Consider the following 23,744-nt stretch of genomic DNA (forward strand, 5'->3'; position numbering starts at 1 on the left):
GCAGGTTCACGGCACCTTCGACGGCGATCCGATGTACACGGTGCTGCCTGCCGACGCGATACCCGCGATTCGCGAGCCGAAGATCGTCAGCGCTGCCGAGGCGGCCGAGCAGATGGCCGCCGACGAGCCGGTGATCGGCGTGGTGATCGGCGGGCAGGCCCGGGCCTACTCCACCTGGCAGCTCGATGCCCACGAGATCGTCAACGACGAGCTGGGAGGTGCGGCCATCGCCGCGACCTGGTGACCGCTGTGCCATACGGGCGTGGTTCACGCCCGAAAGATCGGTAATCAGACCCTGACCTTCATCGTTTCCGGCAAGCTCTGGCGCAACAGCCTGATCATGCAGGACGTGGAAACGGGCTCCCTGTGGAGCCACGTCACCGGTCAGGCCCTCGAGGGCAAGTTCGCCGGCAAGCACCTGGAGCTGCTGCCCTCGGTGCAGACCACCTGGTCGCGCTGGCTCGCCGCGCACCCCCGGACCACTGTCCTGGCCAAGCAGCGGCCGGTCGCCGGTTCGCGCTACGAGAAGTACGCGGCCGACCCCGAGCGGGCCGGGCTCTTCCGCACCCGAGCCCAGCTCCGGCTCCTGGGCGCCAAGGAAATGGTGCAGGGCGTCGCCTGGGAGGCCGAGGCGGTGGCGGTGACCGATGCCCGGCTCTCGAGAAAAGAGCCCTTTGCCGTGGCCGAGACGGAAGACGGTGGGCGCTTGCTGATGTTCCGGGAGAGCGACGAGGGCGTGCGCGCCTGGTTGCTGCCGGCCGGGGCCCTGCCGGAGGACCTGGCCCTGCGGGACGGGCGGCTGGTGGCCGGGGGGCGGCCCTGGGATCCAGCAGCGGCGGGAGGACGGGAGATGGTCGTGCGCCAGGCCTACTGGTTTGCCTGGGTCTCGTTCTACCCGGATTCGAAGCTGCTGCGCTGAGGGGGGGCACGCCGGATGGGGCCCGTCTCCAACTGAGGGTAGAATGAGCCCCGCCGCCACCCCCCGCAGCCGGTCCAAGGAGCCGAGAACTGATGTTCACCGACAAACTTCAGCAGGGATTCAACGAGCACATCAACGCCGAACTCTACTCGGCCTACCTTTACCTTGCGATGGCCTCTTTCTTCGACCGCAAGAGCCTGGCCGGTTTCGCCAACTGGCTCAAGATCCAGGCCCAGGAAGAGTTGGCGCATGCTGTCAAGGCCTACGACTTCGTCCACGAACGGGGTGGCGAGGTGGCTTTCGGGGCCATCGCCGCCCCCGAGGGCCAATGGGATTCTCCTCTGCAGGTCTTCGAGGCGGCGCTGGCTCATGAAAAGGAAGTCAGCCGCCGCATTGAAGAGCTCGTCGCCCTGGCCGAGGTGGAGAAGGACCGGGCCTCGCGCATCTTCCTCGACTGGTTCGTCACCGAGCAGGTGGAGGAAGAGGCCAGCTTCGACGCGCTGATCCAACAGCTTCGCCTGATCGAGAATGCTCCCCAGGCCCTGTTCATGCTCGACCGGGAACTCGGGCAGCGCACCTTCCAGCGCCCCGCCTGATCGGCTCGCCGACCGGCCGGCTCGGTGGGTGGGGACGTCTGTCGACGCCACGGGCGCGTCTGACGGACTTCTGGTCCGGTGTACCGGGTTTTCACGGGAATGGGCACGCATACGGGATCGTCTGGATGCACCTGCCATTGAGTTTCGAGGACGGCGTTTTCCTGGCGCGTCCCGGTCGTCCAGGTGGCGGTACCCGGCTCCGCACGGCGACGTGCAGCCTGAAGCGGCCAGGCGTACGGGATGGTCTTTGCCGAGAATACCGGCCTTCCCAACGTCCGCTTCGGCCGGGTCGACTGCAAGTGCTCGACCGACGGCGACGATGAGGGGGTGCTGCCCTGCAACGGTGGTGACTGCGACGACTCGGACCCGGAGGTGGCCCGGGGTCGGACGGAGATCTGCGACGACGGCAAGGACAACGACTGCGACACGCTCGCCGACTGCAACGACCCCGACTGCGCCGAGTCGGGTTTCCCCCCGGAGGAGATCGCCGGGCTGCGCTTCGAAGCCGATGGACAAACTCTGCTCTGGGACGCGACCCCGCTGACCGACGGCTACGACCTGGCCCGCGGGAAGGCGGGCGACCTGCTGGCCATGGGTTCGTTTGCCTGGGGCGAATGCCTGGCTTCCAACATCGCCACCACCACCGGGACCGACGTCCAGACGCCGCCTTTCGGCAATGCCTACTACTACCGGGTGCGCGGTCGCCGGCCGACCCGCCTGGTGGCGAGCTGGGGAACCCCCCTCAGGGACGACACGCTGACCGGTTGCCCCTGATCCGGCCGTCGTTCCCGCTCCGGCCTGGCGGGCGTGGGGCCTGGCGTCGACTCAGCACTCCCGCCCGGGCGGGCAGAGACTCCGGGCGGCGCCTGCGCCGGCCACCGCGCCGCTGGACCAGGCCCATTGAAAGTTGAAGCCGCCGAGCCGGCCGTCCACGTCGCAGATCTCGCCGCACAGGTGCAGGCCGGGGCAGCAGCGCGACTCGAGGGTCTCGAGGCGAAGCTGGGCGAGGGGAATGCCCCCCGCTGTGGTCTCCGCCTTGTGCCAGCCCCGGTGGCCGGTCACCGGCACGATGCCCCCGGTGACCGCCGCCAGCAGGCGACGCCGGGCGCTGCGATCCAGCCGGTGCAGGGGCAGGCCCGGTTCCACCGCGGCGTCGGCGGCCAGCACCTGCGCCAGCCGTGTCGGCAGGCGCTCGCGCAAGGTGGCGCTCACCGTGCCGTGGCGCTCGAGCAGTCGCCTTTCCAGCTCGTCGCGCCCCGCCGGCCACCAGTCGATCTCGAGCCGCGGCGCGCCGCCCGCGGCCTTCAGCGCCAGGTAGTGCCGACTGATGTCCAGCACCGCCGGGCCGGAGACGCCGAAGTGGGTGCAGAGCACCGCTCCCCGGGCCCGGGGCGGCTTGCCCCTGCCCGCGCCCAGCACCCGCACTCGGGCCTCGGCGGCGGTGCCGGGGATCGTCCGCAGCCGGCAGCCTTCCTCCAGCCGCAGGGGCACCAGGGCCGGGTGGATCGCCGCCGTGGTCTCGTGGCCCAGGGCGCGGGCCAGCGCGTAGCCCCGGCCGTCGGAGCCGCTTTTGGGCAAGGCCCGGCCGCCGGTGGCGAGGATCACCCGCCGGGCCGTGAGCATGCCGTGGGGCCCGGCGAGCCGAAAGCCGGGCCCGTTCCGCTCGAGGCTCTCCACGCGAAACGGATGCCGCAGCTCGACGCCGTGGCTCCGGAGCCCATCGAGCAGGGCCTCGAGCACGGAGCGGGCGCGCCCGGTGGACGGGTAGAGCCTGCCCGGGGGCTCTTCGCGCCACTCCAGGCCCAGTTCCCGGAAGCGATCCAGCGTGGCGCTGACGGGAAAGCGGCGCAGCACCCGGCGGATCGCCGGGGGCGTCGAGCCGTGGTAGTCCCGCTCGCTGACCTGCCGGTGCCCCAGGTTGCAGCGACCGCCGCCGGAGACGAGGATCTTCGCCCCCAGGTGTCGGGCCCCGTCGACAGCCACGATGCGCAGCCCCGCCTCGGTGCGCGCGGCGGCCAGGGCGGCCCACAAACCCGCCGCCGAGGCGCCCACCACCGCCAGGTCCACCTCCTGCGGCACGGGCGTGTCAGCTCCCTCGAGCGATGGCCCGGATGATGTCGGTGGTGGCGTGGTCCTTGGGATCCCCGACGATCACCACCTCGATCCCCAGCTCCCGGTGCAGGGCCTGCTCTTCGGCGGGCAGGGTTTCGGGACGGTAGTCGGTGCCCTTGGCGTGGAGGTCGGGTCGCAGGCCTTGCAGGGTGGCCGCCACGGACAGCTCGTCGAACCAGGTCACCAGGTCCACCGCCTCGAGCGCGGCGATGACGGTCATGCGCTCGGCGAGGGGAAGCAGGGGACGCCCGGGACCCTTGTAGCGGCGGGCCGAGTCGTCGGAGTTGAGGGCCACCACCAGCAGGTCGCCGGCCCGGCGGGCGGCGGCCAGGTAGCGGGCGTGACCGACGTGCACCAGGTCGAACAGGCCGTTGGCCAGCACCACCGTCCCGGGGCGGCCCTGCTCGGCCCAGCGGGCGGCGATGGCCTCCCGTGCGAGGATCTTCGACTGAGGCGATCGTGGGTTCATGCTCCCCGGGTCCCCTCGATGGCCTGCACGAGTTCCTCCCGGCTGACGGTGGCCGTCCCGCGCTTCATCACCACCAACCCGCCGGCGATGTTGGCCAATTCGGCGGCCTCGGACCAACTGGCTCCGGCGGCCCGGGCAGCGGTGAAGACGGCGATCACCGTGTCGCCCGCCCCGGTGACGTCGGCGATCTCGTCACTGCCGAAGACGGGTATGGTGTGCGGGGCGCGGCGCGACTCGAGCAGGGTCATGCCCCGGCTGCCCCGGGTGACCAGCAGCGCCCGCGCCCCGAGGCGACGACGCAGGCGGCGGGCGGCGGCCACGATCCCGGCCTCGTCCTCGTCGGCCAGCACCACTCCCGCGGCTCGCTCGAGTTCTTCCAGGTTGGGCGTGGCGGCGTCCACGCCTCGATAGGCGGGCAGGGCGAAGCGGCTGTCGAGGGTCACCGGTCCGTCGCCGCCACCGATTTCCGTCACCAGGGCCGGATCCACCGAGCCGTAGCCGTAGTCGGCCACCAGCAAGGCCGCCCCCCGCCTGCGCCAGGCGCGGGCGCGGCGGATCAGGGCGCGCCGTGTCCCGGTCGTCAGGGGGCAGTCCGAGCGCCCCCGGTCGAGGCGCACGATCTGCTGCTTGGCGGTGTGGGGCGAGCCGGCGAGGATGCGGCTCTTGGAGGGGGTGACGTAACGGCGCTCGGCGATCACGCCCTCCACGTCGACATGGAGACTCGCCAGCAGGTCACGCAGCGCCTCGCCGCGTTCGTCGTCGCCCACCCGGGCGCACAGGCCGACCTGCACCCCCAGCGCCGCCAGGTTGGCCGCGGTGTTGCCGGCGCCTCCGGGCATGGTCTTCGAGTCGCGGTGGTCGAGGATCAGCACCGGGGCTTCCCGGGAGACCCGGGCGATCTCCCCGAAGACGAACTCGTCGAGCACCGGGTCCCCGAGCACCATCACCCGGGCGTGGGGCAGAGCCTCCACCCGGGCCAGCAGGCGCGCCGCGCCGGGCCTGGCGTTGCGGGCGCTCACGGCCGTCCCTCCCGCTCGAAGATCCATTCCAGGGCCGCGGCCAGGTCGTCGGCCACGTGGTCGGGCCAGACGCCGGCGGCCGGCCCCTTCCACAACAGTTCCCCGCGGCCGTATCCGGTGCGCAGCAGCACGGTGCCACGCACGCCGGCGGCCCGCCCCGCCCCCACGTCCCTGAAGGAGTCGCCCACCATGTAGCTGCGGGAGAGGTCCAGGTCCAGTTCGGCGGCCGCCTGGAGCAGCATTCCCGGCCCCGGCTTGCGGCAAGTGCAGGCCCGGCGGTAGCCCGGCCCCCCCACGTCGGGGTGATGGACACAGGCGTAGAGCCCGTCGAGCCGCGCCCCCTGCTCGGCGAGCATGCCGGCCAGCCGCCGCTGGGTGGCTTCCAGCACGTGGGCCGGGAAGTAGCCGCGGGCCACGCCGGCCTGGTTGGTGGCGACCACCGCCGCCCAGCCCCGCCGGTTGACCTCGGCGACAAGCTCCGCGCAGCGGGGCTGCAGCTCGAGCCGGTCGGGGTGATTGACGTAACCCACCTCGCGGCAGAGGGTGCCATCGCGGTCGAAGAAGATTGCCGGCTTCAAGCTAGACCTCCTCCCCCGGCCGGGGGCGGCTCTTCCAGCGATCGTGGAGCCACAGCCAGGTGCCGGGGTTGTCCCGGATCCACCCCTCGATCATCCGCGATGCGGCCTCCGTCAGAGCGCGGGCGCGCTGCCTGAGATCTCCCGACTCGGCCGCGGGAAGGTCGAGGGGAGGATGGTAGACGATGCGGTAGCCTCCGTCCGGCCGCGGGATCGAGACCACCGGCACCACCGGGGCCCCCAGGCGCAGGGCGAAATGGCCCAGGGTCTGGGTGGTGGTGGCGTTGCGGCCGAAGAAGGGGAAGTAGAAGCGTGGCGGGACGCGCACGTTCTGGTCGATCAGGATCGCCAGCGCCCGTCCCGCGCGCAGGCTCTGCATCGCCCGGCGCAGGGCCCCGTGCTTGCCCAGCACCCGGTTGCCCGGGAGCTCACGCCAGCGGTTGATCGCCGCCTCGAGCCAGGGGTTGTCCAGGGGGCGGGCGATGAAGTCCATGGGAAAGCCCGCCAGGGCCTGTCGCTGGGCCACCAGCTCCCAGTTGCCCATGTGGGCCGAGAAGACGATCACTCCCTTACCCCGGGCGTGGGCCGCGGCGAGATGCTCGAGTCCCTCGACTTCGAACAGGCTCTCGGCGTCGGGCCTGAGGTAGGCCGGCAGGGCCAGGCACTCCACGGCCACCCGGCCGAAGTGCCGAAAGGCCTGGTGCGCCAGCCGGGCGGCCTGGGGCGGATCGACGCCCAGGGCGGCGCGCAGGTTGTCGCGGGCCAGTTTGCGGTGATGGCTGTCGAGGGCGTGGACCAGGCTGCCCAGGGCATGCCCCACCGCCACCCGTCCCCGTGGCGGCAGGGTCCGCAGCAGCGCCGCCAGGGGCAGCAGGATCGCCGCCTCCAGGCGTCGCAGCAGGCTCGGCCGGTCGCTCATGGTGTCCTTTCCTCCAGGGCCTGCCGGCAGCGTTCGAGCAGCCAGGCGCCCGCGCCGATCTCGAAATCCACCGTCAGGACGGTGGGGCGGGGAGCGCTTTCGGGCCAGCGTACCGCGTCTTTCTCGGTGGTCACGATCCAGCGGGCCCGGCAGCGGGCGGCGGCCCGGGTGATGGCTGCAGCCTCCCGGGTACCGAAGCGGTGGTGGTCGGGCCAGGCCAGGTGGTCGAGCACCCGGGCCCGGAGACCCTCGAGGGTGGCGCGAAAGGTCTCGGGGCGGGCGATGCCGCTGACCGCCAGCACCCGCTCCCCTGCCAGGCGCTGGGGCGGGGCCGGATCCTGGCCGGGGATCAGCAGGCGGCCCGGTCGGTGGGTCGCCGCCAGCACCGGCGGGACGTGCTCCGCCGGCAGCGCGGCGAGCGTCTCCCGCAGGGCCGCGGGCAGGGCGCCGGCGGCCAGGGGAACGGTGTGGGCCGCCAGCTCCGACGGGGCGCGGGTGAGGATGAGCACGTCGGCCCGGGCCAGCCCACGCGGGGGCTCTCGCAGCCAGCCGGCCGGCAGGCCGCGACCGCCGCCGAGAGGATCGGCGGCGTCGAGCAGCACGATGTCCAGCTCCCGGGCCAGGGCGCGGTGCTGAAAACCATCGTCGAGCACCGCCACGTCGGCTCCCTCATCCCGGGCCAGCGCACAGCCTTCCAGCCGCCGGCGGGCGACGACCACCAGGCCGGCGACCTGCCGGCGCGCGATCATCATCGCCTCGTCGCCGGCCTCGTCCACCGTGGCCTGGATCCGGGCTCCGCGAGACACCACCAGCGGATCCTTCCGCCGCCGCCCGCCGTAGCCCCGGGAGACGACGGCGGGCTTCCGGCCTTCGGCGGTGAGCCGGGCGGCCAGCCAGAGGGTCATGGGGGTCTTGCCCGTGCCGCCGGCGGCCAGGTTGCCCAGGGAGATCACCGGCAGCGGGGCGCGGCCGGGTCGGCGCCGGTCCCATCGCCGGTGATGCCAGCCGGCGGCGGCAAGGTAGAGCCGGCCCACGGGGGACAGCCAGGGGCGGGGATGGCGCGCGCCGCTCACCGGAGTCTCTCCCCGATGGCCTGCAGGACGGTGGCCGAAAAACCGCGCTGCTCGGCGACCACGCGCTGCGCGGCGCCCGATGCCTGGCGGCGGGCGGCATCATCGCGAATCCAGCGTTCGAGGGCCCGGACCACCGCATCGCCGTCGGCGGCGCGCACCAGGGCGCCCGCCTGCTCGAGGGGTTCGGTCAGCACCCGCTGGTGGGAGTCGTAGGGACCGACCACCTGGGGACAGCCCGCGGCGGCCGCCTCCAGCGGTGAGTGGCCACCGACGGGCACCAGGGTGCCGCCGACGAAACAGGCCCGGGCCAGGGGGTAGAGCCGCGGCAGGAGCCCCAGGCGGTCGACCAGGACCCAACGGGCTTTTCGGGGTGGCACGCCGGCGGACAGCCGGGCGAGGCCGCCGGCGGGGGCGATCGCCTCGATTTCCGCGGCCACCGCGTCGAAGCGCCGCGGGTGGCGGGGAGCGACCAGGATGCCCACCGCCGATCCGTCCGCCTCCAGCCTGTCGAGACCCCCGGCCAGGGCGGCGCACTCGCCGGGGTGGACGCTGCCGAGCACGATCCAGGGGCGCCCCCCATCGACGCCCAGCAGGGTGGCTACGGACGCGGCGCCCCCGGGGGGAGGGGGGGCAGGGGCCGCGTCCCACTTGAGCTGGCCGGTGGGGCCCAGGCGCTCGCCGGCCACTCCCAAGTCGAGCAGGCGCCGGCGGTCTTCCTCGCTGGCGGGAAAAATGCGTTCGAAGCGTCCGAGTACCCGTCGATAGAGCGCGCGCCAGCGCCAATACTGCTTCCACCTCTCCGGAGAGAGCCGGGCCGCCACCAGCATGGCGGGAATCGAGCGCTGGTGCAGGGCCTCGAGCCGCAGCGGCCAGAGTTCGGTCTCCACCACCAGGTGCAGGCGGGGGCGGATCGCGTCGAGAAAGCGCCGCAGGGGGCCGGGTGCATCCCAGGGGCCCAGGCGGGCCCGATGGCCGCCCTGCTCGGCGGCGGCGCGTCCGCTGCGGGTGGTGCTGGTCAGCAGCAGGGGGCCGTCGTCGGCCAGGGCGTCGGCCAGCCGGCCCATCGAGCGGATTTCGCCGACGCTCGCTCCGTGCAGCCAGAGGGCTCCGGGCGGGAGCTTTCCCGGCAGATCGAGAGCCAGGCGCTCGTCCAGCGCCCGACAGGCCTCGGCCCGGCCCACCAGGCGCAGGCCGGACAGGCCGACCCGCGCCCCCGCCGCTGCGCCCGTGGCCAGCAGCCGCCAGGTCGCCAGCAGCGCCTCTCCCGAAAGCGTTTCAGGCACCCGGTTTCTCCTGCATCCCGGGGTGCGGGGTCTTGCAGTTCGGCCCGCGGCCGCGCATGCTGAAGCCCCACCCACGCGGGGCACCGGTTCCCAGGCTGCCCCTGCACCGTGCAGACCCCCAGAGACCGGCCCGCCGGGGCCGCGGAGGAGTTCCGATGCTGGACAAGATTGGTGTCATCGGTGGAGGCATGATCGGTGGTGTTCTCTGCCAGGAGATTCCCAGGCGGCGCCTGGCCCGTACCCTCGCGTTGGTGGACATCATGCCCCCCGACCTGGCCAAGGGAAAGTGCCTCGACATCGCCGAGGGCAGCCCGGTGATGGGTTTCGACGTGAGTTTCGACGCCGGCAAGGGGTACGAGGTACTGGCCGGTGCCCAGCTGGTGATCAACACCGCCGGCGTGCCTCGCAAGCCGAAGCCCGACGGCACGCTGCCGACCCGGGAGGAGCTGCTGCAGACCAACCTGAAGATCACCGACGCGGTGGCCCAGGGGATCCGCGAGCACTGTCCCGGGGCGATCGTGATCTCCATCGCCAACCCCCTCGACGCCATCGTCTACCGCCTTTCCCGCCAACTGGGGCGGGACCGGACGAGCCTGTTCGGTATGGCCGGTGTGCTGGATTCCGCGCGTTACCGTTACTTCGTCGCCGAGGCCGCGGGAGTGTCGGTGGAAAACGTCGAGGCCCTGGTGCTCGGTGGTCACGGCGACACCATGGTGCCGATCCGTTCCGCCTGCCGTATCGCCGGGCTGAGCGTCGAACTCTTCCTCGAAGACGACGTGCTCGAGAGCATCGAGGCTCGGACCCGGAAGGCCGGCGGCGAGGTGGTCAAGCTGATCGGCACCGGCTCGGCCTTCGTCTCTCCGGCCTGGTCGGCTCTCGAGATGGCCGAGGCGATCATCTTCGACAAAAAGAAGGTGATGGCCGTTTCGGCCCGCCTGGAAGGGGAGTACGGCGTGGAAGGCCTCTACGTGGGAGTGCCCGCGATTCTCGGCCGCGGGGGGGTCGAGAAGGTGCTCGAGGTGCCCCTGACGGACAGCGAGCGCACTCTTTTCGAGAAATCGGTGGAGGCCGTGCGCTCGACGGCGGCGGACGTCGATCGCCTGACGGCTTGAAGTCCCGGCCCCCGGCGGGATCGCCGCCGGCCGATTCGGCACCCGGCACGGAATCCGGGATAATGGTCTTGCACCGCGACGGCGGGACGGTGACGCCCTCCGCAGAGCGCCGGGGGCAGAGGAGCGAGAGGCATGAGTGTTCTCCAATCGCAGGGGTGGGTGTGGAAGGCTGCCGTGGCAGCGCTCCTGGCGGCGTTGGCGCTGCCGCCGGCATCCGGGCTGGGGCTCAGCGAATCCAAGCCCGGCATCTGGGGTACGGTCACCGATACCGACGGGCAGCCCCTGCGGGGGATCGTGATCACCGTGGCCGCGGCCACTGCGGCGGATGATCCGATGCGGCTCAAGACCAGCAAGAAGGGCAAGTTCGCCATTCCCCGAGTGGAGTTCATCAAGGAAGGCTACATCGTCGGCATCGACTCCGACGTCTACTTCATCCGCCATTTCCATTTCAAGACCCGGCGGGCGAACGGCGACATCTGGCAGGACGACGAGGCGGACCTGGTACCCCGCAACCAGGACAAGCTGCCGATTCTCCGCTACCGGGGCGGCCATGCCCGGGTCGATTTCGTCCTCGAGAAGCTCGAGGACTTCAATGCCGAGGAGGCCCGCCAGGCGGCGGCCGATGCGGCCCGGGCAGCGCAGGCGGCCAAGGCCGCCAAGGTCCGGGAGCGGGCGAAGCTGACGCCCCTGGACCTGGCCGAGGAAGCGTTGAGCCTGGGCGACTACGCTACCGCGGCGAAAAAGTTCGAGGAGGCCATCGAGGCGGATCCCGAGAACGCGGAGCTGCGTTTCCGGCTGGCCCGAACCCTGGCCCGCGACGGCGATGCGGCGGGCGCCTTGCGGATGGCCAACAAGGCCCTGGCCCTTGACCCCGATCTGCCGGGGGTGCGGCTGCGCATGGCCGCCTGGATGGACGAGATGGGCCAGCTCGGTGCGGCGACCGGTCTGCTGGAGAAAGAACTGGAGCTGAACCCGGGTGACCCGAACGTGCTCTCCACCCTGGTCGCCGCCTACGAAGCGGCCGGCGACCGGGAGAAGGCGGACGCCACCCTGGCGCGTTGGGTGGAGGCGGCTCCCGAAGACCCCCGGGCGCTGATGGCTCTGGCGGCCGCCAAGATCCGGCGGAACGACTTTGCCGCGGCCTCGGAACTCTACGAGCGGGTGGCGGCCCTCGACCCTGAGAATGCGCACAAGATGTTCTACAACGCCGGGGTCTCGGCGGTGCGCAAGCAGGGATCGATCAGCAGGGAGGACCGGGAACGCGCGGTGGCGGCTTTCTCCAAGGCCATCGAGATCAAGCCCGACTACGCCAAGGCGCACCTGATGCTCGGTGACGCTCTCGTCGGCCTGGGCAAGCTCGCCGAGGCCAGAAAACACTACGAGAGGTTCCTCGAGCTGGCCCCCGACGATGCTCAGGCTGCCAAGGTCAAGGCGATCCTCTCCGCCTTCCCCTGAAGACGGCCTGGAGACCGGTCAGACTCACGGCTCTTGCGGTTCGATTCGGGAGGGCTCGAAGAAGCGGACCCAGGTGGGGTCGATCTCCCGGATCTTCTCCGCGGTGCGGGCCGGCACCAGGCGGAAGCTCTCGGGGCGGCTGCCGGGGATTTCGCAAATCGCGGCCCGGCCCTCGGTGAGCTGTGTGGCCGCGCTGTCGTTGAGGTCGAGGTAGAGGATCGTCTTCCGGCGAGTGACGAAGTGGAATTTGCGCGGGCCGCGGATACCGTCGCTCAGGGCGTGGTCCTCGATCAGTTGCACGATACGAGCTTGCAGTGCCGCGTGGGCCTGCTGGTCGAGGCGCTCGAGTTCGCGTCGCCGGTCCGCCTCCCGCCGGGCCTGCTGCTCGCGGGCGCGGGCCTGCTCGTAAGCGAGCTTTTCGTCGGTGGCGGCGCGCTTGCCGATCTTCTTCTTGCGGGCGCGTTCCCGGTTGGCCAGCTCCCGGGCCCGCTTTTCCGATACCAGCCCCTTCTTCAGCAATTCGTCGCGCAGGTTACCCACGGCTCTTTCCTCGCCTCCGCTCCTGCGGGGAGCATTCCGCACCCGCGACCGATTCCGCGGTGGCCTCCGGGCGCCGATCAGCGTACATCAAAAGCAGTGCAAGGGCCGGAGAGGAGGGGCCTTCCGGTCTGCCAGGAGGAGACTCGCGTGACTTTTCCCGCGGACAGGAAACTGCTCGAAGGCCGGGAGGATTCCCTGCGTGCCGCGGCGCTGCGCGTGGCGGGGGAGGCGCCCTGCCAGCTGCCCTGGGACCGTCACACCCTGCTCTGGCTGCACGGGACGACGATGATCGAGGCCCGCTGCACCGCGGCGGGTGAAATCGCCCTGCGGGCTTTTCTGGTCATCGGCCCGGTGTTGCAGCGGGGGCTCGAAGCCGAACTGGCACGTCTTTCCAGCGGGCTCGATGTGGGCCGCCTCGAGTGTGACGAGGACGGCGACGTGGCCCTGACCCACACCCTCGGCCCGGCTCTCGACGAGAACGGGCTGCACGACGAGCTGCAGGCCTTCTGCTGCGTGGCCGACGGCCTCGACGATCTGCTCTGCCGTCGTTTCGGCGGCTACCGGAGCGTGGATCACTTCGAGCGCACGGTGGCCTCGATTCTCGGTGCCTCGTTCCCTGACGATCCGCCGAACTGAGTGCCCGGGGAGGCCCTCCGGGCGGCTGCCCGGGGCCCTCGGGGCGTCGTCAGCCGCGGGGGACGAAACCCGTCATCAGCAACAAGGTGGACGGATCGAGCACCACGTTGAGGTCCTGGTCGAGCATGCGCTGGTCGTCCTTGAGCACGCGCAGCCGGACCTTGGCGTCGTGGGGATCGAGGCTGAAGGCCAGATCCACCAGGTTTTCGAAGGCGTCGGCCGGTGCCGGCAGGTGACCCGGCCGGGGTTCCGGTCCGTCCCGGTGGGTTCGGCAGGCCATCCACAACTCCGCCTGTCCGGCCTCCGCGGCGGCGCGCAGTGCAGCCACGTCCGTGGGTTCCACGGAGGCGAGATCGACACGGTCGACGATGATCACGTCCGGGCGGAAGTCCATGGTCTCGCCCAGCAACTCGACGGTCTGGTGCACCTTTTCGGGGGTGAAGCTGGCGCCCATGAAGGTCTGGATATGGCGGTAACGCTCCATGCGGAGCTGGATCGCGGCCCAGTGCTCGAGCTTCTTTTCCTGGCGCAGCATCTCCATCAGCAGATCGTCATACCAGCCCCGCACCTTCTCGACCGTGCGGTCCAGGCTGACATGCAGCACCTTCTGCCCGGAGAGGAGGGCGTCGACGCCGATACCCACGAGAAAGGCGGTCTTGCCGACTCCCGCGCGGGCCATGACCAGGGCCAGCCTGCCGGCGCCGGGACCGGGATGGCCGTCGCGTTCGAGCAGGGTGCGTGGAGAACGGCGCAGTCGAAACATCAGCTCGGTCATGGGGTGTCCTCCTCGGCGCCCTGGCCCTTGTACTTCTTCAGCAGCTCCTCCGAGACCTCCTTCGGAACCGGAGCGTAGCGCGCGAATTCCATCGTGTACTCCGCCTTGCCCTGGGTGGCCGAGCGCAGGTCGGTGGAGTAGCCGAACATCTCCGACAGGGGCACGTCCGCCTCGATGCGGGCGAAGCCCTGGTCCTCGGTGGATCCGATGATCGTACCCCGTCGCTGCATCAGCGAGCGGTAGATCGTACCCTGGAACTCCCCGGGACCTTCCACCACCACGCGCATCAGCGGCTCGAGGATTCGCGGGCCGGCCTTGCGATAGGCCTCGCGGAAGGCGGCCCGCGCAGCGGCCTGGAAGGCCATGTCGGAGGAATCGACGCTGTGGGAGTTACCGTCGACGAGCACGACCCGGATGCCGACCACGGGGAAGCCGATCAGACTGCCCTTGGCCAGGGAAGAGCGGAAACCCTTGTCACAGGCCGGGATGTACTCGGTGGGGATCGCGCCTCCGCGGATCTGGTCGACGAACTCGTAATCTTCTTCCTCGATCGGTTCGAGGTAACCGACGACCTTGGCGTACTGCCCGGATCCACCGGTCTGCTTCTTGTGCAGGTAGTCGAAGTCGGCCCGGCGGGAGATCGCCTCGCGATAGGCCACCTGGGGGGCGCCCGTCTCGACTTCGGCGGCATACTCGCGGCGCATGCGCTCGACGTAGACCTCGAGGTGCAGTTCGCCCATTCCCGAGATGATGGTCTGGCCCGACTCCTCGTCGAGGCGCACCCGGAAGGTGGGATCCTCCTTGGCGAAACGGGAGAGGGCCTTGCTCATGTTGGCCTGGGCCTTGGAGTCCACCGGCTGGATGCTCAGCGAGATCACCGGGTCGGGAACGTGCATCGAGGTCATCGCCAGCCGCGGGCCGTCACCGACGAAGGTGTCTCCCGTGTGGCAGTCGATGCCGAACAGGCCGACGATGTCGCCCGCCGCCGCGGCGTCGATGTCTTCCATCTTGTCCGCGTGCATCCGCACCAGGCGGCCGACCTTGATCTTGCGGCCCGTGCGGGTCTGGATCAGCGTCGATCCCTTCTGGAGCGTGCCCTGGTAGACGCGGAGGTAGGTCAACTGGCCGAAGCGGCCATCATCGAGCTTGAAGGCATAGGCCACCGTCTGGGCCTCGGGGTCGGCCTCGAGCACCACCGGTTCGTCGTTGTCCAGGTCCACCGCCTCGATCGGCACGTCCGAGGGGCAGGGCAGGTAGAGGTTCACCGCGTCCATCAGGGGTTGGACGCCCTTGTTCTTGTAGGCCGAGCCGATCAGCACCGGGGTCAGTTCGAGGGAAAGCACCCCGCGACGGATCGCGTCGTGAATCAACTCGGGGGTGGCCTGATCCTCGAGAGCGGCCTCCATCAGTTCATCGGAGAAGAGGCTGGCGGTGTCGAGAAGTTCGGACCGCCGCTCGTCGGCCAGGGGTCTGAGTGCCGCGGGAATCTCCGCCGCCTCGACCGTTTCGCCGGCATCCCCTCGAAAGTAGATCGCCTTCATCTCCACCAGGTCGATCACGCCTTCGAAGTCGGCCTCCAGGCCGATGGGGAGCTGCAGCAGCAGGGCCTGGTGGCCCAGCTTGTCCCGCAGGGCCTGCACCACCCGGTCCGGGTTGGCGCCGGACCGGTCGCACTTGTTGACGAAGGCGACCCGGGGCACCTTGTAGCGCCGCATCTGCCGGTCGACGGTGATCGACTGGGACTGCACGCCGGCTACCGCGCAGAGCACCAGCACGGCGCCATCGAGCACCCGGAGGGCCCGTTCGACCTCGATGGTGAAGTCCACGTGTCCGGGGGTGTCGATGATGTTGATGTGGTGGTCTTTCCAGTTCACATAGGTCGAGGCGGAGGTGATGGTGATACCACGCTCACGCTCGAGTTCCATGTGATCCATGGTGGCCCCGACGCCGTCCTTGCCCTTGACGTCGTGGATCGCGTGGATGCGCTGGGCGTAGAAGAGGATCCGCTCGGAGAGGGTCGTCTTGCCCGAGTCGATGTGGGCGGAGATTCCGATATTTCGGATCCGCTCGAGCTGGTTGATCATCGTGCTCTCATCCCTCGCGTCCCCTGGGGGACGCATGGTCTCGCCGGCTTTTCCGGGAGTGATCGTCGACGGCGGACTTCCCGCCTGTTTCCCCTCGTGGTGGCGCGCGGCGACTGGACAGGACGACAGCCGGTGGGGCCGACCGGGGAATGACCGGCGGGAATATAGGCCGAGCGTCCCGGCCTGTCCAGAAAAAAAGTCATGGGTTCCGGCAATGACCGGTAAGTCTCGGCGGCGGTGGCGGCCTCAGGATTCGGCGAAGCGCTCGCTGAAGCGCCTGAGCGCCTTGGGGGATCCGATCAGGAACAGCCGGTCGGTGGCGGTCAATTCCCGGTCGGGATCGGGTGGAACCTCCGTACGGAAGGCCACGCCCTGGCCGGTGGGTCCCGCTTCGTGGCGGATCGCCACCACGTGGAGCCCGAAGGTGTCCCGCAGGTGCAGGTCCTTGAGAGTCTGGCCCACGAACGAGGCCGGCACCCGGTGTTCGCCCATGTCCACGTCGGGCCCCAGGTCGACGAACTGGGTCAATCCGGGGCGGGCCAGGGTCGCGACCAGGTTCTTGGCCGTGTCGCGTTCGGGGAAGACCGTCTGGTCGGCGCCCAAGACCCGCAGGGCCTCCTCTTCGTCGCGGCTGTCGACCTGCACCACCAGCCGCGGGACCTTCAGGCGCTGCTTGAGGTGATGGGTCAGCAGCACGGTGGTGTCGAAGCGCTTGCGCATGGCCAGCACCGCGGCCCACCAGCCCTGGGCTCCCTCCTCTTCGAGAACGCCGGCCTCCCGGATGTCCGCGATCACGGCCCGGGCCACGTGGGGCGAGATACGGTCGATCAACTCCTGGTCCCGGTCGAAGACGATCACGTCGATCTCCGGCATTTCGGCCAGACCGAGGGCCGTGCGGTAGCCGAAGACGCTCAGCCCGAGGATCGCGATGGTTCTCTTCATGGGTACCGGTGCCTCCGTTGAAAAGACTTCGTCGACCGGGTGCCTAGCCGATCAGGATACGCTCTGCGGGGTACTCCCGGGGGGGCGGGTGCCGCTGGCCGATGAGGGAGGCGCCGACCACCAGGGGCCCCAGGCGACCGACGAACATCAGCACCACCAGGATCAGCTTGCCCGCGGTGGAAAGGGTGGCCGTCACGCCCGTGCTCAGTCCGACGGTGCCCAGGGCGGAGACGATTTCGAAAAGATGGTCGAGGTAGTGGTCGGTGGCGGCCCGGTGGGCGACCAGCCCCACTTCCGCGATTTGGAGGCCCAGGCCGCCGAGGAAGACCAGGGCCGCGAAGGCGCTCAAGGTGGCCAGGGCCTTGGCCACCTGGTCGGCCGGAATGCGTCGTCCGAAGACCTCCGGAGAGCGTCGGCCGCCCATCCGGCTCCAGGCGTAAAGGGCCAGGGTGGCCGCCGTGGTGGTCTTGATACCGCCTCCGGTGGAGCCGGGAGAGGCGCCGATGGTCATCAGCAGCAAGGCCATCACCAGGGTTGCGGCGGTCACCGACCCGGTCGTCACCGTGTCGAAGCCGGCGGTGCGGCAGGTCACCGAGAAGAACAGGGGTGCGAGGAGCTTCTCCGCGGGGGAGGCGTGGGCCAGGGTGTTGCCCGCCTCGAAGATGGCGAAAAAGGTCGCCCCGATGACGATCAGCAGGATGCTGGTGACCAGGACCAGGCGGGTGTGGAGCGACAGGCGCCACCACTGGCGCTGGGCGCGGGGTGCCGCGGCGAAGTGGAGGATCTCGCTGAGTACCAGGAATCCCAGGCCCCCGGCCACGATCAGAGTCATCACCACCAGGTTGACGATCGGATCGCCCCGGTAGGCCTCCAGGCTGCTCGAGCGCAGGGCGAAGCCCGCGTTGCAGAAGGCGGAGACGGCGTGGAAGACCGCGTCCCAGGCTGCGGACAGGCCCCAGCCCCGGGGATCCGAGTAGCCGAAGCGGAGAAAGAGCAGGGCTGCGCCGGCCGCCTCGAAGGCCACGGTCAGGCCGACGACCCGGCGCAGCAGCGAGAGCGGGCCCAGCAGGCGGGAGCTGCCATGGGTCTGGCGGACGAAGAGCCGCGCTTCGAGATCGGCTCCGCCCCGGACCGAGAGCATGACCAGGGTGCCCAGTGTGAGGATCCCCAGCCCCCCCAGCTGGATCAGCAGCAGGACGACCCCCTGGCCGAAAACGCTGAGGGTCGTGGGGGTGTCCACCACGACGAGACCGGTCACACAGACCGCGGAGGTGGCCGTGAACAGGGCCTGGGTCAGGTTCAGCCGGCCCTCTCCCGCCGTGCAGACCGGCAGCGAGAGCAGGATCGTACCGACGAGGATCAGGGCCAGGAACGAGGCGACCGTGGCCTTGGAGATACGCGGGATCATGAGCCCGGAGGGGGGGGCTCAGCCCTGGGGACGTGGATCTGTCGGCCGGGTCGGAAGGGTGATCTTCCTTCGCACGACGATGGTGTCGCCGCTCTCTGCGGCCCGGGCTTCGGGGGGCAGCAGGTAGCTCATCTGCAGGCCGAGGGTCCCCGGACAGCGCACCAGCAGGCGATCGCCGTCGCTGCCGCTGATCTTGAGGGGGCCGATGCGGAAACGGCCGTGGAGATCGGCGCTGACCTCGATGACGTCGCCGTCCTGGTTCTCGAGGCGGACCGTGGCGGGCAGGCCCGGGCCGGTCCAGCCCGCGGGGTCGGCATCGAGGGGATCGACGCGGAAGGTGTCTCCCGCCACCACCACGCCCTCCACGATCACCGGGTTGGGGGTGGTCACGCGGGCCAGGCGGCAGCCGCCGAGCCAGGCGGGGCCGGCCGTCAGGAAGGCGAGGGCGAACAGGACTCCACGACTCGGACGTTTCATTCTGGGCGATCTCCTGCGAGGCGGGAGCATTGTATACCCGATAGCCTCCTCGGGGGTATGCCGGAGGGCCGCGTCGACGGGGGCTGCCGCCCCGGGTCCGGGCCTGGAACGCCCGCTCGTGGGGGCGGCGTGTCCGGCGGCGTGAGAACGCTTTCGATCTTCTTCGCAGCCGGTCGTTCTTCAAAACGCGACATTTGAGAACGGGCTTCCGGGCATGCGTCCGGGAAGTGGGAGCGGGTGCCGATTCCGACGCACCGGGAGGCTTCGCGGTGGCATGGTGCGAGGGCCGGCGGCTCAGGAGAGCGGACGGTGGATCACGTCGCCCGAGCCGTGCACCCGGCGCTCGATGCGCGGGGGATCGCCGTGGTAGATCACGTCGCCGCTGCCGGCGATGGAGACTTCCAGGGCTTCGATGGCCTCCACCTCGGCGTCGCCGCTGCCGGCGATGGAGACGGAAACCAGGCGGGCCGGAAGGGCGAAGGCCTGCGCGTCCCCGGAGCCCTGGATGTCGACTTCGAGTCGGTCCACAGCGCCGGAGGCCACGACATCGCCCGAGCCCCGGATGATGACGGAAAAACGGGAGCCGGTCAGACCTTCGAGGCGGGCGTCGCCGCTGCCGGCGATCTTCACTTCTTCGAGGGCGGGACTGGTCACGCGCACCGTGATACCCAGCCGGCTCGAGCAGGAGCCCCGGGTGGAGAGCAGCAGGGTCCCGCTTCGGACCTGGGTGACGACCAGGTCGAGGAGGTTCTCGTCGGTGACGATCTCGAGGGTCGGCTGGTCGCCGGCGCTCCACTCCAGGTTGAGGGACCCGCGCAGGTCGATGCGGTCGAACGTATCGACCTGGCGGGCCCGGGTTGCCTTGACGCCCGATCCACGCACGACGGGGCCTGCGGCCAGGCGGACGCAGCCGGTCGAAGGCAGCGCCAGCAGCGCGATTCCGAGGAGGATCAGCCGGGTCATGGGAGGGATTCGGGGCACCGCTCACCTCGCGCAGGAAGGGTCTCGGACTTGCAGCCGGGGCCGGTGGGAGAGCTTTCGCCGGGCCCTTTCGCCGGATTCCTGGCCACCGGGGCGAGCATAGTCCATGTCCGGGCTTTGCCGTCGGGGCGGCGGTGGCCTTCCGTTCCGGTGGTCGGCGGGAGGCGTTCAGCGGCTCTCCCCGGGGTCTACGGGGTGGCGCGGCAGGCGCAGGCGCCCGGAACGGTTGACCACCAGCACCTCCGCGGGCCATCCGTCGACCCCGGAACGCAACTCGGCGGGCAAGGCCTGCTCCCAGCCCGGGAGAGCCTCGGTGTCTTCGCCGGCCGCGCGCATCTCCTCGAGCTTCCGCTCGTACTCTTCGCGGAATTCGCGAATCGCTTCCCGCCTCAGCGCGGCTTCGTCCGCCGCCATGGGCAGGGCATCGTAGAAGGCCAGCCGTTCCTCGCGACTCCAGGCCAACTCGATGGTGCCGTTCTTCTTGCCCCAGGCCCAGCGGAGCCGACGGCCACCCCGGAGCAGGGAAAGGCGGTCCGGGGCGAGGGAGAGGATGCGCGCCGCATCCTCCGGGGGGATCAGCAAGGCACCGTTTTCGTCGATGGGATAGACCTGCAAGGGATAGGGCAGGGTCAGGCGCCGGTTCTCGCGGGCCGAACAGGCCCGGCGGGGTTCCCGGTTTCTGGGGAAGGTCTCGAGGATCACCTTGCCGCAGGGAGCGCCGCGCCGGGAGCGCAGCCCCGTGGCGGCATCCACCAGGGTGCGGCGGACCCCGGGGGGGCGGAGAAACTCCTCGATGGGCTCGCCGGCCAGGCCGCGGTCGAGAAAACGGGTCCAGATGGGCAGCGCGGCCCGCGCGCCGGTCTCCCGCTTGCCGAGGCTTTCCCGCTGTTCGAGCCCGACCCACACTCCCACGGCGATCGATGGAGTAAAGCCCACGAACCAGGCGTCGGTGTACTCGTCGGTGGTGCCCGTCTTGCCTCCCACGGGCCGGCCGAGTGTCTGGGCGCGCCTGCCCGTGCCGTGGAGCACCACACCTTCCAGCAGCGAGACCATCATCGCCGAGACCTCCGGCGAGAGCACCTCCTCGGCTTCGGTTTCGGCGCGGAAGAGCGTGCGCTGATCGGAGTGGCGTACCTCGCGCACCAGCCGTGGCGTCACCAGCACGCCACCGTTGACGAAGGCGGCGTAGGCGGCGACCAGGTCGACCAGTTTGACCTCGAAAGCGCCCAGGGCGAGGGACGGGTAGGGCTTGAGGTCGGTGGCGATGCCGAGGCGACGCGCCATCTCCACCGCCGGCTGATAGCCGATGGCGTCGAGCAGACGGATCGTCGGAATGTTGCGGGAATGCTCGAGGGCGTGGCGCAGAGTCACGTAGCCCTCGTAGTCGCGTTCGTAGTTCTCCGGCTGGTAGGGCTCCGGAGAGCCCGGATCGACCACCGCGGTCGGCGTGTCGTAGATCTGCTGGTTCGGCAGCATGCCCATTTCCAGGGCGGAGGCGAAAATGAAGGGCTTGAAAGCCGACCCCGCCTGGCGCCGGGCCTGCATCGCCAGGTCGAATTCGCTGCGGGAGAAGTCCTTGCCGCCCACCAGGGCGAGGATGTCGCCGGTGGCCGCATCGATGGCGATCAGTGCCGCCTGGGCCCGGGTGTCGGAAGCCACGTCGACACGAGCGGGAAGGCCTTCCCCGTCGACGGCCAGCACGCGCACGGGCACCAGGGTGCCCGGTTCGAGCAGACCCTCGAAGCTCTTCCTGCCCGTCCAGCGAATGGCCCGGAGCCCCAGCTCGAGGCTGCGCCGGGCGATGCGGACCCGGGCGCTGTCGGCCGAGACCTCCTCGACCAGGGCCAGCACCCGGCGGCCTTCCTCCATTTTCTGGTACCACGAGGGGTCGCGGTACTCCTCCGGGGTGGTTCCTTCGGGCAGGGGGCGGGGCTCGGGCAATTCCCGGTGTCGCCGGCCGTACTGATCGAGACCCCATGTCACGGCGTTTTCAGCCGCTTGCTGCAGCCGGGGTTCGAGGGTTGTCCGGGCCACCAGGCCCTCCCGGTAGACCGCCTCCTCGCCGTACTGGCGCATCAGCCAGCGCCGCACCTCCTCGATGAAATAGGGAGCCCGCGGCGGAGTGGGAGTGCGTTCCCGCAGTCCCAGGGGGGCCTTTTGAGCCTTTTCCGCCAGGGCCGGCTCGATGACGCCCTCGACGGCCATCCGCTTGAGCACGTGGTTGCGCCGGTTGAGCGCCCGCTGGGGATGACGAAACGGGGTCAGCCGCTCGGGGGCCTGGATCAGTCCGGCCAGCAGGGCCGCCCGCGGCAGGTCCAACTCGGCGGCGCTGATCCCGAAGTAGAGCCGGGAAGCGGCTTCGACGCCGTAGCGGCCATGGCCCAGGTAGACCCGGTTGCAGTAGTGGGTGAGGATGTCCTCCTTGCTGTAGTGCAGCTCGATCTGGGTCGCGTAGACCGCTTCGAGGGCCTTGCGGTAGAGGGTTTTGCGTCGGTTGAGAAACTCGTCGCGCGCGAGCTGCATGGTGATCGTACTGGCTCCCTCCGCTCCCCAGTGGGAAGTCAGGTTGCGGATGGCCGCCCGGGCGACGGCCTTGAGGTCGACGCCGAAGTGCCGCATGAAACGTGGATCTTCGGTGGCGACGACGGCCTTGATCAGCCAGGGACTGACACGGTCGAGAGTGACGGGAATGCGTCGCTGTTCGCCCAGGCTGTGCAGTTGGGCCCCGTGGCGGTCGAGAAGGATCGTCACCCGGGACAGACGCGCGATGTCCATGCGGTCGATGCCCGGCAGATCCCGCAAGAGGACCAGTCCCAGGGCCACACCGCCGGCGGCGGCGGCGATGTGCAGCGAGACGATGATGATCCAGCCACGGCGGCCGAGTCCGAGGACTTTCTTCATGCGGGCATTCTACTCCGCGGGTGCACCCGGGGCGCACCGGGCGCAGGTCAGCGCTCCAGCTTGACGGCGGTGCCGTAGACCAGCAATTCGGCGGCGCCGGCCATGGTCTGAGCGGTGATGAAACGCGCGGCCACGATCGCGTCGGCGTCCAGGGCCCGAGCCTCCCCGATCATGCGGTCGAGGGCTTGCTCGCGGGTTTCGGCCAGCATCTTCGTGTATTCGGGAATCTCGCCGCCGACCAGCCCTCTGAGCAGGGCCATGATGTCCCGAAACACGGGCCGGGCACGGACGGCGTTGCCCTTGACCAGGCCGAGGGTGGCGGCGATGCGCCGGCCCGGAATGAGATCGGAACTGACGACGATCATCGTTGCACCTCGTCGTAGCGCTCGACACGCCGGGCACGCAGGCGGTCGGCGATTGCAGAGATCAGCAGGAAAGTCGTGCCGGCCGCCAGGCCCCCCACCGCCAGCCGAAGCCACAGCGGCACCTCGGGGTCGGTGAAGAGCATCGCCAGGCAGCCGGCGACGAGGGCCAGCACGGAGGGCGTCAGCAGCAGCCAGCCCAGGCGCTGCCCATGGCGGGAGACGGCGCCGAGGGCCAGGTCGTTCCATTCCGTCTCGGAAACCGGTGGTGGCGCGATCGCTTCCCGCAATTCCCGCCGCAGACCGAGCAGCCGCCGGTAGGTCTCGGCCAGTTCCGGGTCCAGTTCCAGTCGGCGGCGGAGCGCCTGTTCCTCCTCGGGGCCGAGCAGGCCGTCGATCAGGCGTGAGAGAAGGAGGGTGTCGTCTTCACGGGTCACGCTTGCCCTCCTTGTCTTTTCCCGGTGATGGACCGGCCACGTAGGCGTCGACTTGCCGGCGCAGGCGCCGGCGGGCGCGGTGGATCATCGAGGCCAGGGTGCCATGGGACAGGCCCAGGAAAGCCTCGATCCTGGCGTAGGGCCAGTCCAGCACGTCGCGGAGAATGATCACCTCCCGCTCCTCTTCCCGGAGGGTGGCCAGGGCTGCGCGGAGTCGGGTGCGCAGCTCGCCCCGCAGGAGGTTTTCTTCAGGGCCCGGGCGGCCGGAGGCGGGTTCGAGGCCGTATGCCTCGCGGGCGTGGTCGAGCGATGCGTGACGCCGGAACTTCAGGCGCCGCAGGCGGTCGAGGCAACAGTTGCGCAGGATCCGGTTGAGCCAGGCGGACAGGGGCTGCCGGGGATTGTACCGGTGGGCGTGGGCCAGGGCCTTGGCCAGGGCTTCCTGGCAGGCGTCGAGGGCTTCCTCGCGGTCACCCAGGTAGCCCCAGGCGATACCGAACAGGCCATCCCGGTGGCGGGCGAGCAGCTCCTGTACGGCTTCGACCTCGCCCCGGCTCGCCCGGTGCAGAAGTGCGGATTCGTCGTCCTCGGTAGCCGGTCGCGCAGGTGTCGGGATCACGTGTTCGGATGCGTACATGGGTTCCTCTCGGCCCCCCCCTACGCCCCGGA

At 70.4% G+C, this 23,744-nt stretch carries 24 protein-coding genes; 6 read left to right on the forward strand and 18 right to left on the reverse strand.

Features of this window, described 5'->3' with window-relative positions:
• The first annotated feature begins 31 nt into the window (after positions 1–31).
• The 3 genes from Q9Q40_02940 (at position 32) to Q9Q40_02950 (ending at position 2,289) form a co-directional block, all read left to right on the forward strand.
• Entirely contained in the window at positions 32–919 is an 888-nt protein-coding gene (locus Q9Q40_02940) for a DUF3179 domain-containing (seleno)protein (GenBank protein MDQ7006167.1), read from the forward strand.
• Between the two features lie 92 nt (positions 920–1,011).
• Positions 1,012–1,515 carry a ferritin gene (locus Q9Q40_02945; GenBank protein ID MDQ7006168.1) on the forward strand — a complete coding sequence of 168 codons (504 nt, stop codon included), beginning with the start codon at positions 1,012–1,014 and terminating at the stop codon, positions 1,513–1,515.
• A 240-nt stretch (positions 1,516–1,755) separates the two neighbouring features.
• Positions 1,756–2,289 carry a putative metal-binding motif-containing protein gene (locus Q9Q40_02950; protein MDQ7006169.1) on the forward strand — a complete coding sequence of 178 codons (534 nt, stop codon included), beginning with the start codon at positions 1,756–1,758 and terminating at the stop codon, positions 2,287–2,289.
• 51 nt (positions 2,290–2,340) lie between these two features.
• Here Q9Q40_02950 and Q9Q40_02955 read toward each other — a convergent pair whose 3' ends face one another.
• Genes Q9Q40_02955 through Q9Q40_02985 form a run of 7 tightly spaced genes read right to left on the reverse strand, consistent with a single transcriptional unit; the run spans position 2,341 to position 8,965 of the window.
• Positions 2,341–3,594 carry an aminoacetone oxidase family FAD-binding enzyme gene (locus Q9Q40_02955; protein ID MDQ7006170.1) on the reverse strand — a complete coding sequence of 418 codons (1,254 nt, stop codon included), beginning with the start codon at positions 3,592–3,594 and terminating at the stop codon, positions 2,341–2,343.
• A gap of 7 nt (positions 3,595–3,601) precedes the next feature.
• The gene (locus Q9Q40_02960; GenBank protein ID MDQ7006171.1) at positions 3,602–4,096 is read right to left on the reverse strand and encodes an adenylyltransferase/cytidyltransferase family protein; all 495 of its coding nucleotides are present in this window, start codon (positions 4,094–4,096) and stop codon (positions 3,602–3,604) included.
• On the reverse strand, positions 4,093–5,115 hold the full coding sequence (locus tag Q9Q40_02965) for a PfkB family carbohydrate kinase (protein ID MDQ7006172.1): 1,023 nt from the start codon (positions 5,113–5,115) through the stop codon (positions 4,093–4,095). The genes Q9Q40_02960 and Q9Q40_02965 overlap by 4 nt, the downstream gene beginning before the upstream one ends.
• The gene (locus Q9Q40_02970) at positions 5,112–5,693 is read right to left on the reverse strand and encodes an HAD family hydrolase (protein MDQ7006173.1); all 582 of its coding nucleotides are present in this window, start codon (positions 5,691–5,693) and stop codon (positions 5,112–5,114) included. Before Q9Q40_02970 ends, Q9Q40_02965 begins: the two co-directional genes overlap by 4 nt.
• Before the next feature lies 1 nt (position 5,694).
• Positions 5,695–6,609, reverse strand: coding sequence for a lysophospholipid acyltransferase family protein (locus Q9Q40_02975; GenBank protein MDQ7006174.1), 915 nt, complete (start codon positions 6,607–6,609; stop codon positions 5,695–5,697).
• Positions 6,606–7,682, reverse strand: coding sequence for a tetraacyldisaccharide 4'-kinase (gene lpxK / locus Q9Q40_02980; protein MDQ7006175.1), 1,077 nt, complete (start codon positions 7,680–7,682; stop codon positions 6,606–6,608). Before lpxK ends, Q9Q40_02975 begins: the two co-directional genes overlap by 4 nt.
• Complete coding sequence (locus Q9Q40_02985; protein ID MDQ7006176.1) at positions 7,679–8,965, reverse strand: glycosyltransferase N-terminal domain-containing protein; 1,287 nt, start codon at positions 8,963–8,965, stop codon at positions 7,679–7,681. Before Q9Q40_02985 ends, lpxK begins: the two co-directional genes overlap by 4 nt.
• Positions 8,966–9,120: 155 nt before the next feature.
• Between Q9Q40_02985 and Q9Q40_02990 the strand changes: the two genes are divergently transcribed.
• Both Q9Q40_02990 and Q9Q40_02995 read left to right on the forward strand, forming a co-directional pair.
• Entirely contained in the window at positions 9,121–10,077 is a 957-nt protein-coding gene (locus tag Q9Q40_02990) for a malate dehydrogenase (GenBank protein ID MDQ7006177.1), read from the forward strand.
• Positions 10,078–10,209: 132 nt separating this feature from the next.
• Entirely contained in the window at positions 10,210–11,532 is a 1,323-nt protein-coding gene (locus Q9Q40_02995) for a tetratricopeptide repeat protein (protein ID MDQ7006178.1), read from the forward strand.
• A gap of 24 nt (positions 11,533–11,556) precedes the next feature.
• Here the strand turns inward: Q9Q40_02995 and Q9Q40_03000 are convergent, their stop codons facing one another.
• Entirely contained in the window at positions 11,557–12,072 is a 516-nt protein-coding gene (locus Q9Q40_03000) for a DUF2058 family protein (protein MDQ7006179.1), read from the reverse strand.
• A 147-nt stretch (positions 12,073–12,219) separates the two neighbouring features.
• Here Q9Q40_03000 and Q9Q40_03005 point away from each other — a divergent pair, with 147 nt between their 5' ends.
• Positions 12,220–12,708: a hypothetical protein gene (locus Q9Q40_03005; GenBank protein MDQ7006180.1), complete on the forward strand. Its 489-nt coding sequence runs from the start codon at positions 12,220–12,222 to the stop codon at positions 12,706–12,708.
• A 49-nt stretch (positions 12,709–12,757) separates the two neighbouring features.
• On the opposite strand, the gene Q9Q40_03010 is transcribed toward Q9Q40_03005, so the two are convergent.
• From Q9Q40_03010 to Q9Q40_03055, 10 genes are all read right to left on the reverse strand, one after another.
• A complete protein-coding gene (locus tag Q9Q40_03010; protein ID MDQ7006181.1) occupies positions 12,758–13,483 on the reverse strand; it encodes a hypothetical protein in 726 nt (241 codons plus the stop codon).
• On the reverse strand, positions 13,480–15,567 hold the full coding sequence (fusA, locus tag Q9Q40_03015) for an elongation factor G (protein ID MDQ7006182.1): 2,088 nt from the start codon (positions 15,565–15,567) through the stop codon (positions 13,480–13,482). The genes Q9Q40_03010 and fusA overlap by 4 nt, the downstream gene beginning before the upstream one ends.
• A 246-nt stretch (positions 15,568–15,813) precedes the next feature.
• Positions 15,814–16,509, reverse strand: coding sequence for a TrkA family potassium uptake protein (locus tag Q9Q40_03020; GenBank protein ID MDQ7006183.1), 696 nt, complete (start codon positions 16,507–16,509; stop codon positions 15,814–15,816).
• 43 nt (positions 16,510–16,552) lie between these two features.
• Complete coding sequence (locus Q9Q40_03025) at positions 16,553–17,917, reverse strand: potassium transporter TrkG (protein ID MDQ7006184.1); 1,365 nt, start codon at positions 17,915–17,917, stop codon at positions 16,553–16,555.
• Between the two features lie 18 nt (positions 17,918–17,935).
• Positions 17,936–18,394, reverse strand: a complete 459-nt coding sequence (locus Q9Q40_03030) for a hypothetical protein (GenBank protein MDQ7006185.1) — start codon at positions 18,392–18,394, stop codon at positions 17,936–17,938.
• 294 nt (positions 18,395–18,688) lie between these two features.
• Complete coding sequence (locus tag Q9Q40_03035) at positions 18,689–19,375, reverse strand: head GIN domain-containing protein (protein MDQ7006186.1); 687 nt, start codon at positions 19,373–19,375, stop codon at positions 18,689–18,691.
• A 168-nt stretch (positions 19,376–19,543) separates the two neighbouring features.
• On the reverse strand, positions 19,544–22,276 hold the full coding sequence (locus Q9Q40_03040; protein MDQ7006187.1) for a PBP1A family penicillin-binding protein: 2,733 nt from the start codon (positions 22,274–22,276) through the stop codon (positions 19,544–19,546).
• Between the two features lie 47 nt (positions 22,277–22,323).
• Positions 22,324–22,641: a YbjQ family protein gene (locus Q9Q40_03045; GenBank protein MDQ7006188.1), complete on the reverse strand. Its 318-nt coding sequence runs from the start codon at positions 22,639–22,641 to the stop codon at positions 22,324–22,326.
• Positions 22,638–23,075, reverse strand: a complete 438-nt coding sequence (locus tag Q9Q40_03050) for a hypothetical protein (GenBank protein MDQ7006189.1) — start codon at positions 23,073–23,075, stop codon at positions 22,638–22,640. Before Q9Q40_03050 ends, Q9Q40_03045 begins: the two co-directional genes overlap by 4 nt.
• Complete coding sequence (locus Q9Q40_03055; GenBank protein MDQ7006190.1) at positions 23,065–23,712, reverse strand: sigma-70 family RNA polymerase sigma factor; 648 nt, start codon at positions 23,710–23,712, stop codon at positions 23,065–23,067. Before Q9Q40_03055 ends, Q9Q40_03050 begins: the two co-directional genes overlap by 11 nt.
• Positions 23,713–23,744: the final 32 nt, after the last annotated feature.

It is taken from the genome of Acidobacteriota bacterium (assembly GCA_030949985.1).
Classification (GTDB): Bacteria; Acidobacteriota; Polarisedimenticolia; order J045; family J045; genus JALTMS01.

Excerpts from the sequence above, each read along its gene's own strand:
- Q9Q40_02945 (MDQ7006168.1), top strand. The coding sequence starts at position 1,012 with ATGTTCACCGACAAACTTCAGCAGGGATTCAACGAGCACATCAACGCC.
- Q9Q40_02960 (MDQ7006171.1), bottom strand. The coding sequence starts at position 4,096 with ATGAACCCACGATCGCCTCAGTCGAAGATCCTCGCACGGGAGGCCATC.
- Q9Q40_03045 (MDQ7006188.1), bottom strand. The coding sequence starts at position 22,641 with ATGATCGTCGTCAGTTCCGATCTCATTCCGGGCCGGCGCATCGCCGCC.
- Q9Q40_02950 (MDQ7006169.1), top strand. The coding sequence starts at position 1,756 with ATGGTCTTTGCCGAGAATACCGGCCTTCCCAACGTCCGCTTCGGCCGG.
- Q9Q40_03040 (MDQ7006187.1), bottom strand. The coding sequence starts at position 22,276 with ATGAAGAAAGTCCTCGGACTCGGCCGCCGTGGCTGGATCATCATCGTC.
- Q9Q40_03055 (MDQ7006190.1), bottom strand. The coding sequence starts at position 23,712 with ATGTACGCATCCGAACACGTGATCCCGACACCTGCGCGACCGGCTACC.
- fusA (MDQ7006182.1), bottom strand. The coding sequence starts at position 15,567 with ATGATCAACCAGCTCGAGCGGATCCGAAATATCGGAATCTCCGCCCAC.
- Q9Q40_03030 (MDQ7006185.1), bottom strand. The coding sequence starts at position 18,394 with ATGAAACGTCCGAGTCGTGGAGTCCTGTTCGCCCTCGCCTTCCTGACG.
- Q9Q40_03010 (MDQ7006181.1), bottom strand. The coding sequence starts at position 13,483 with ATGACCGAGCTGATGTTTCGACTGCGCCGTTCTCCACGCACCCTGCTC.
- Q9Q40_02975 (MDQ7006174.1), bottom strand. The coding sequence starts at position 6,609 with ATGAGCGACCGGCCGAGCCTGCTGCGACGCCTGGAGGCGGCGATCCTG.
- Q9Q40_02995 (MDQ7006178.1), top strand. The coding sequence starts at position 10,210 with ATGAGTGTTCTCCAATCGCAGGGGTGGGTGTGGAAGGCTGCCGTGGCA.
- Q9Q40_02990 (MDQ7006177.1), top strand. The coding sequence starts at position 9,121 with ATGCTGGACAAGATTGGTGTCATCGGTGGAGGCATGATCGGTGGTGTT.
- Q9Q40_03025 (MDQ7006184.1), bottom strand. The coding sequence starts at position 17,917 with ATGATCCCGCGTATCTCCAAGGCCACGGTCGCCTCGTTCCTGGCCCTG.
- Q9Q40_03020 (MDQ7006183.1), bottom strand. The coding sequence starts at position 16,509 with ATGAAGAGAACCATCGCGATCCTCGGGCTGAGCGTCTTCGGCTACCGC.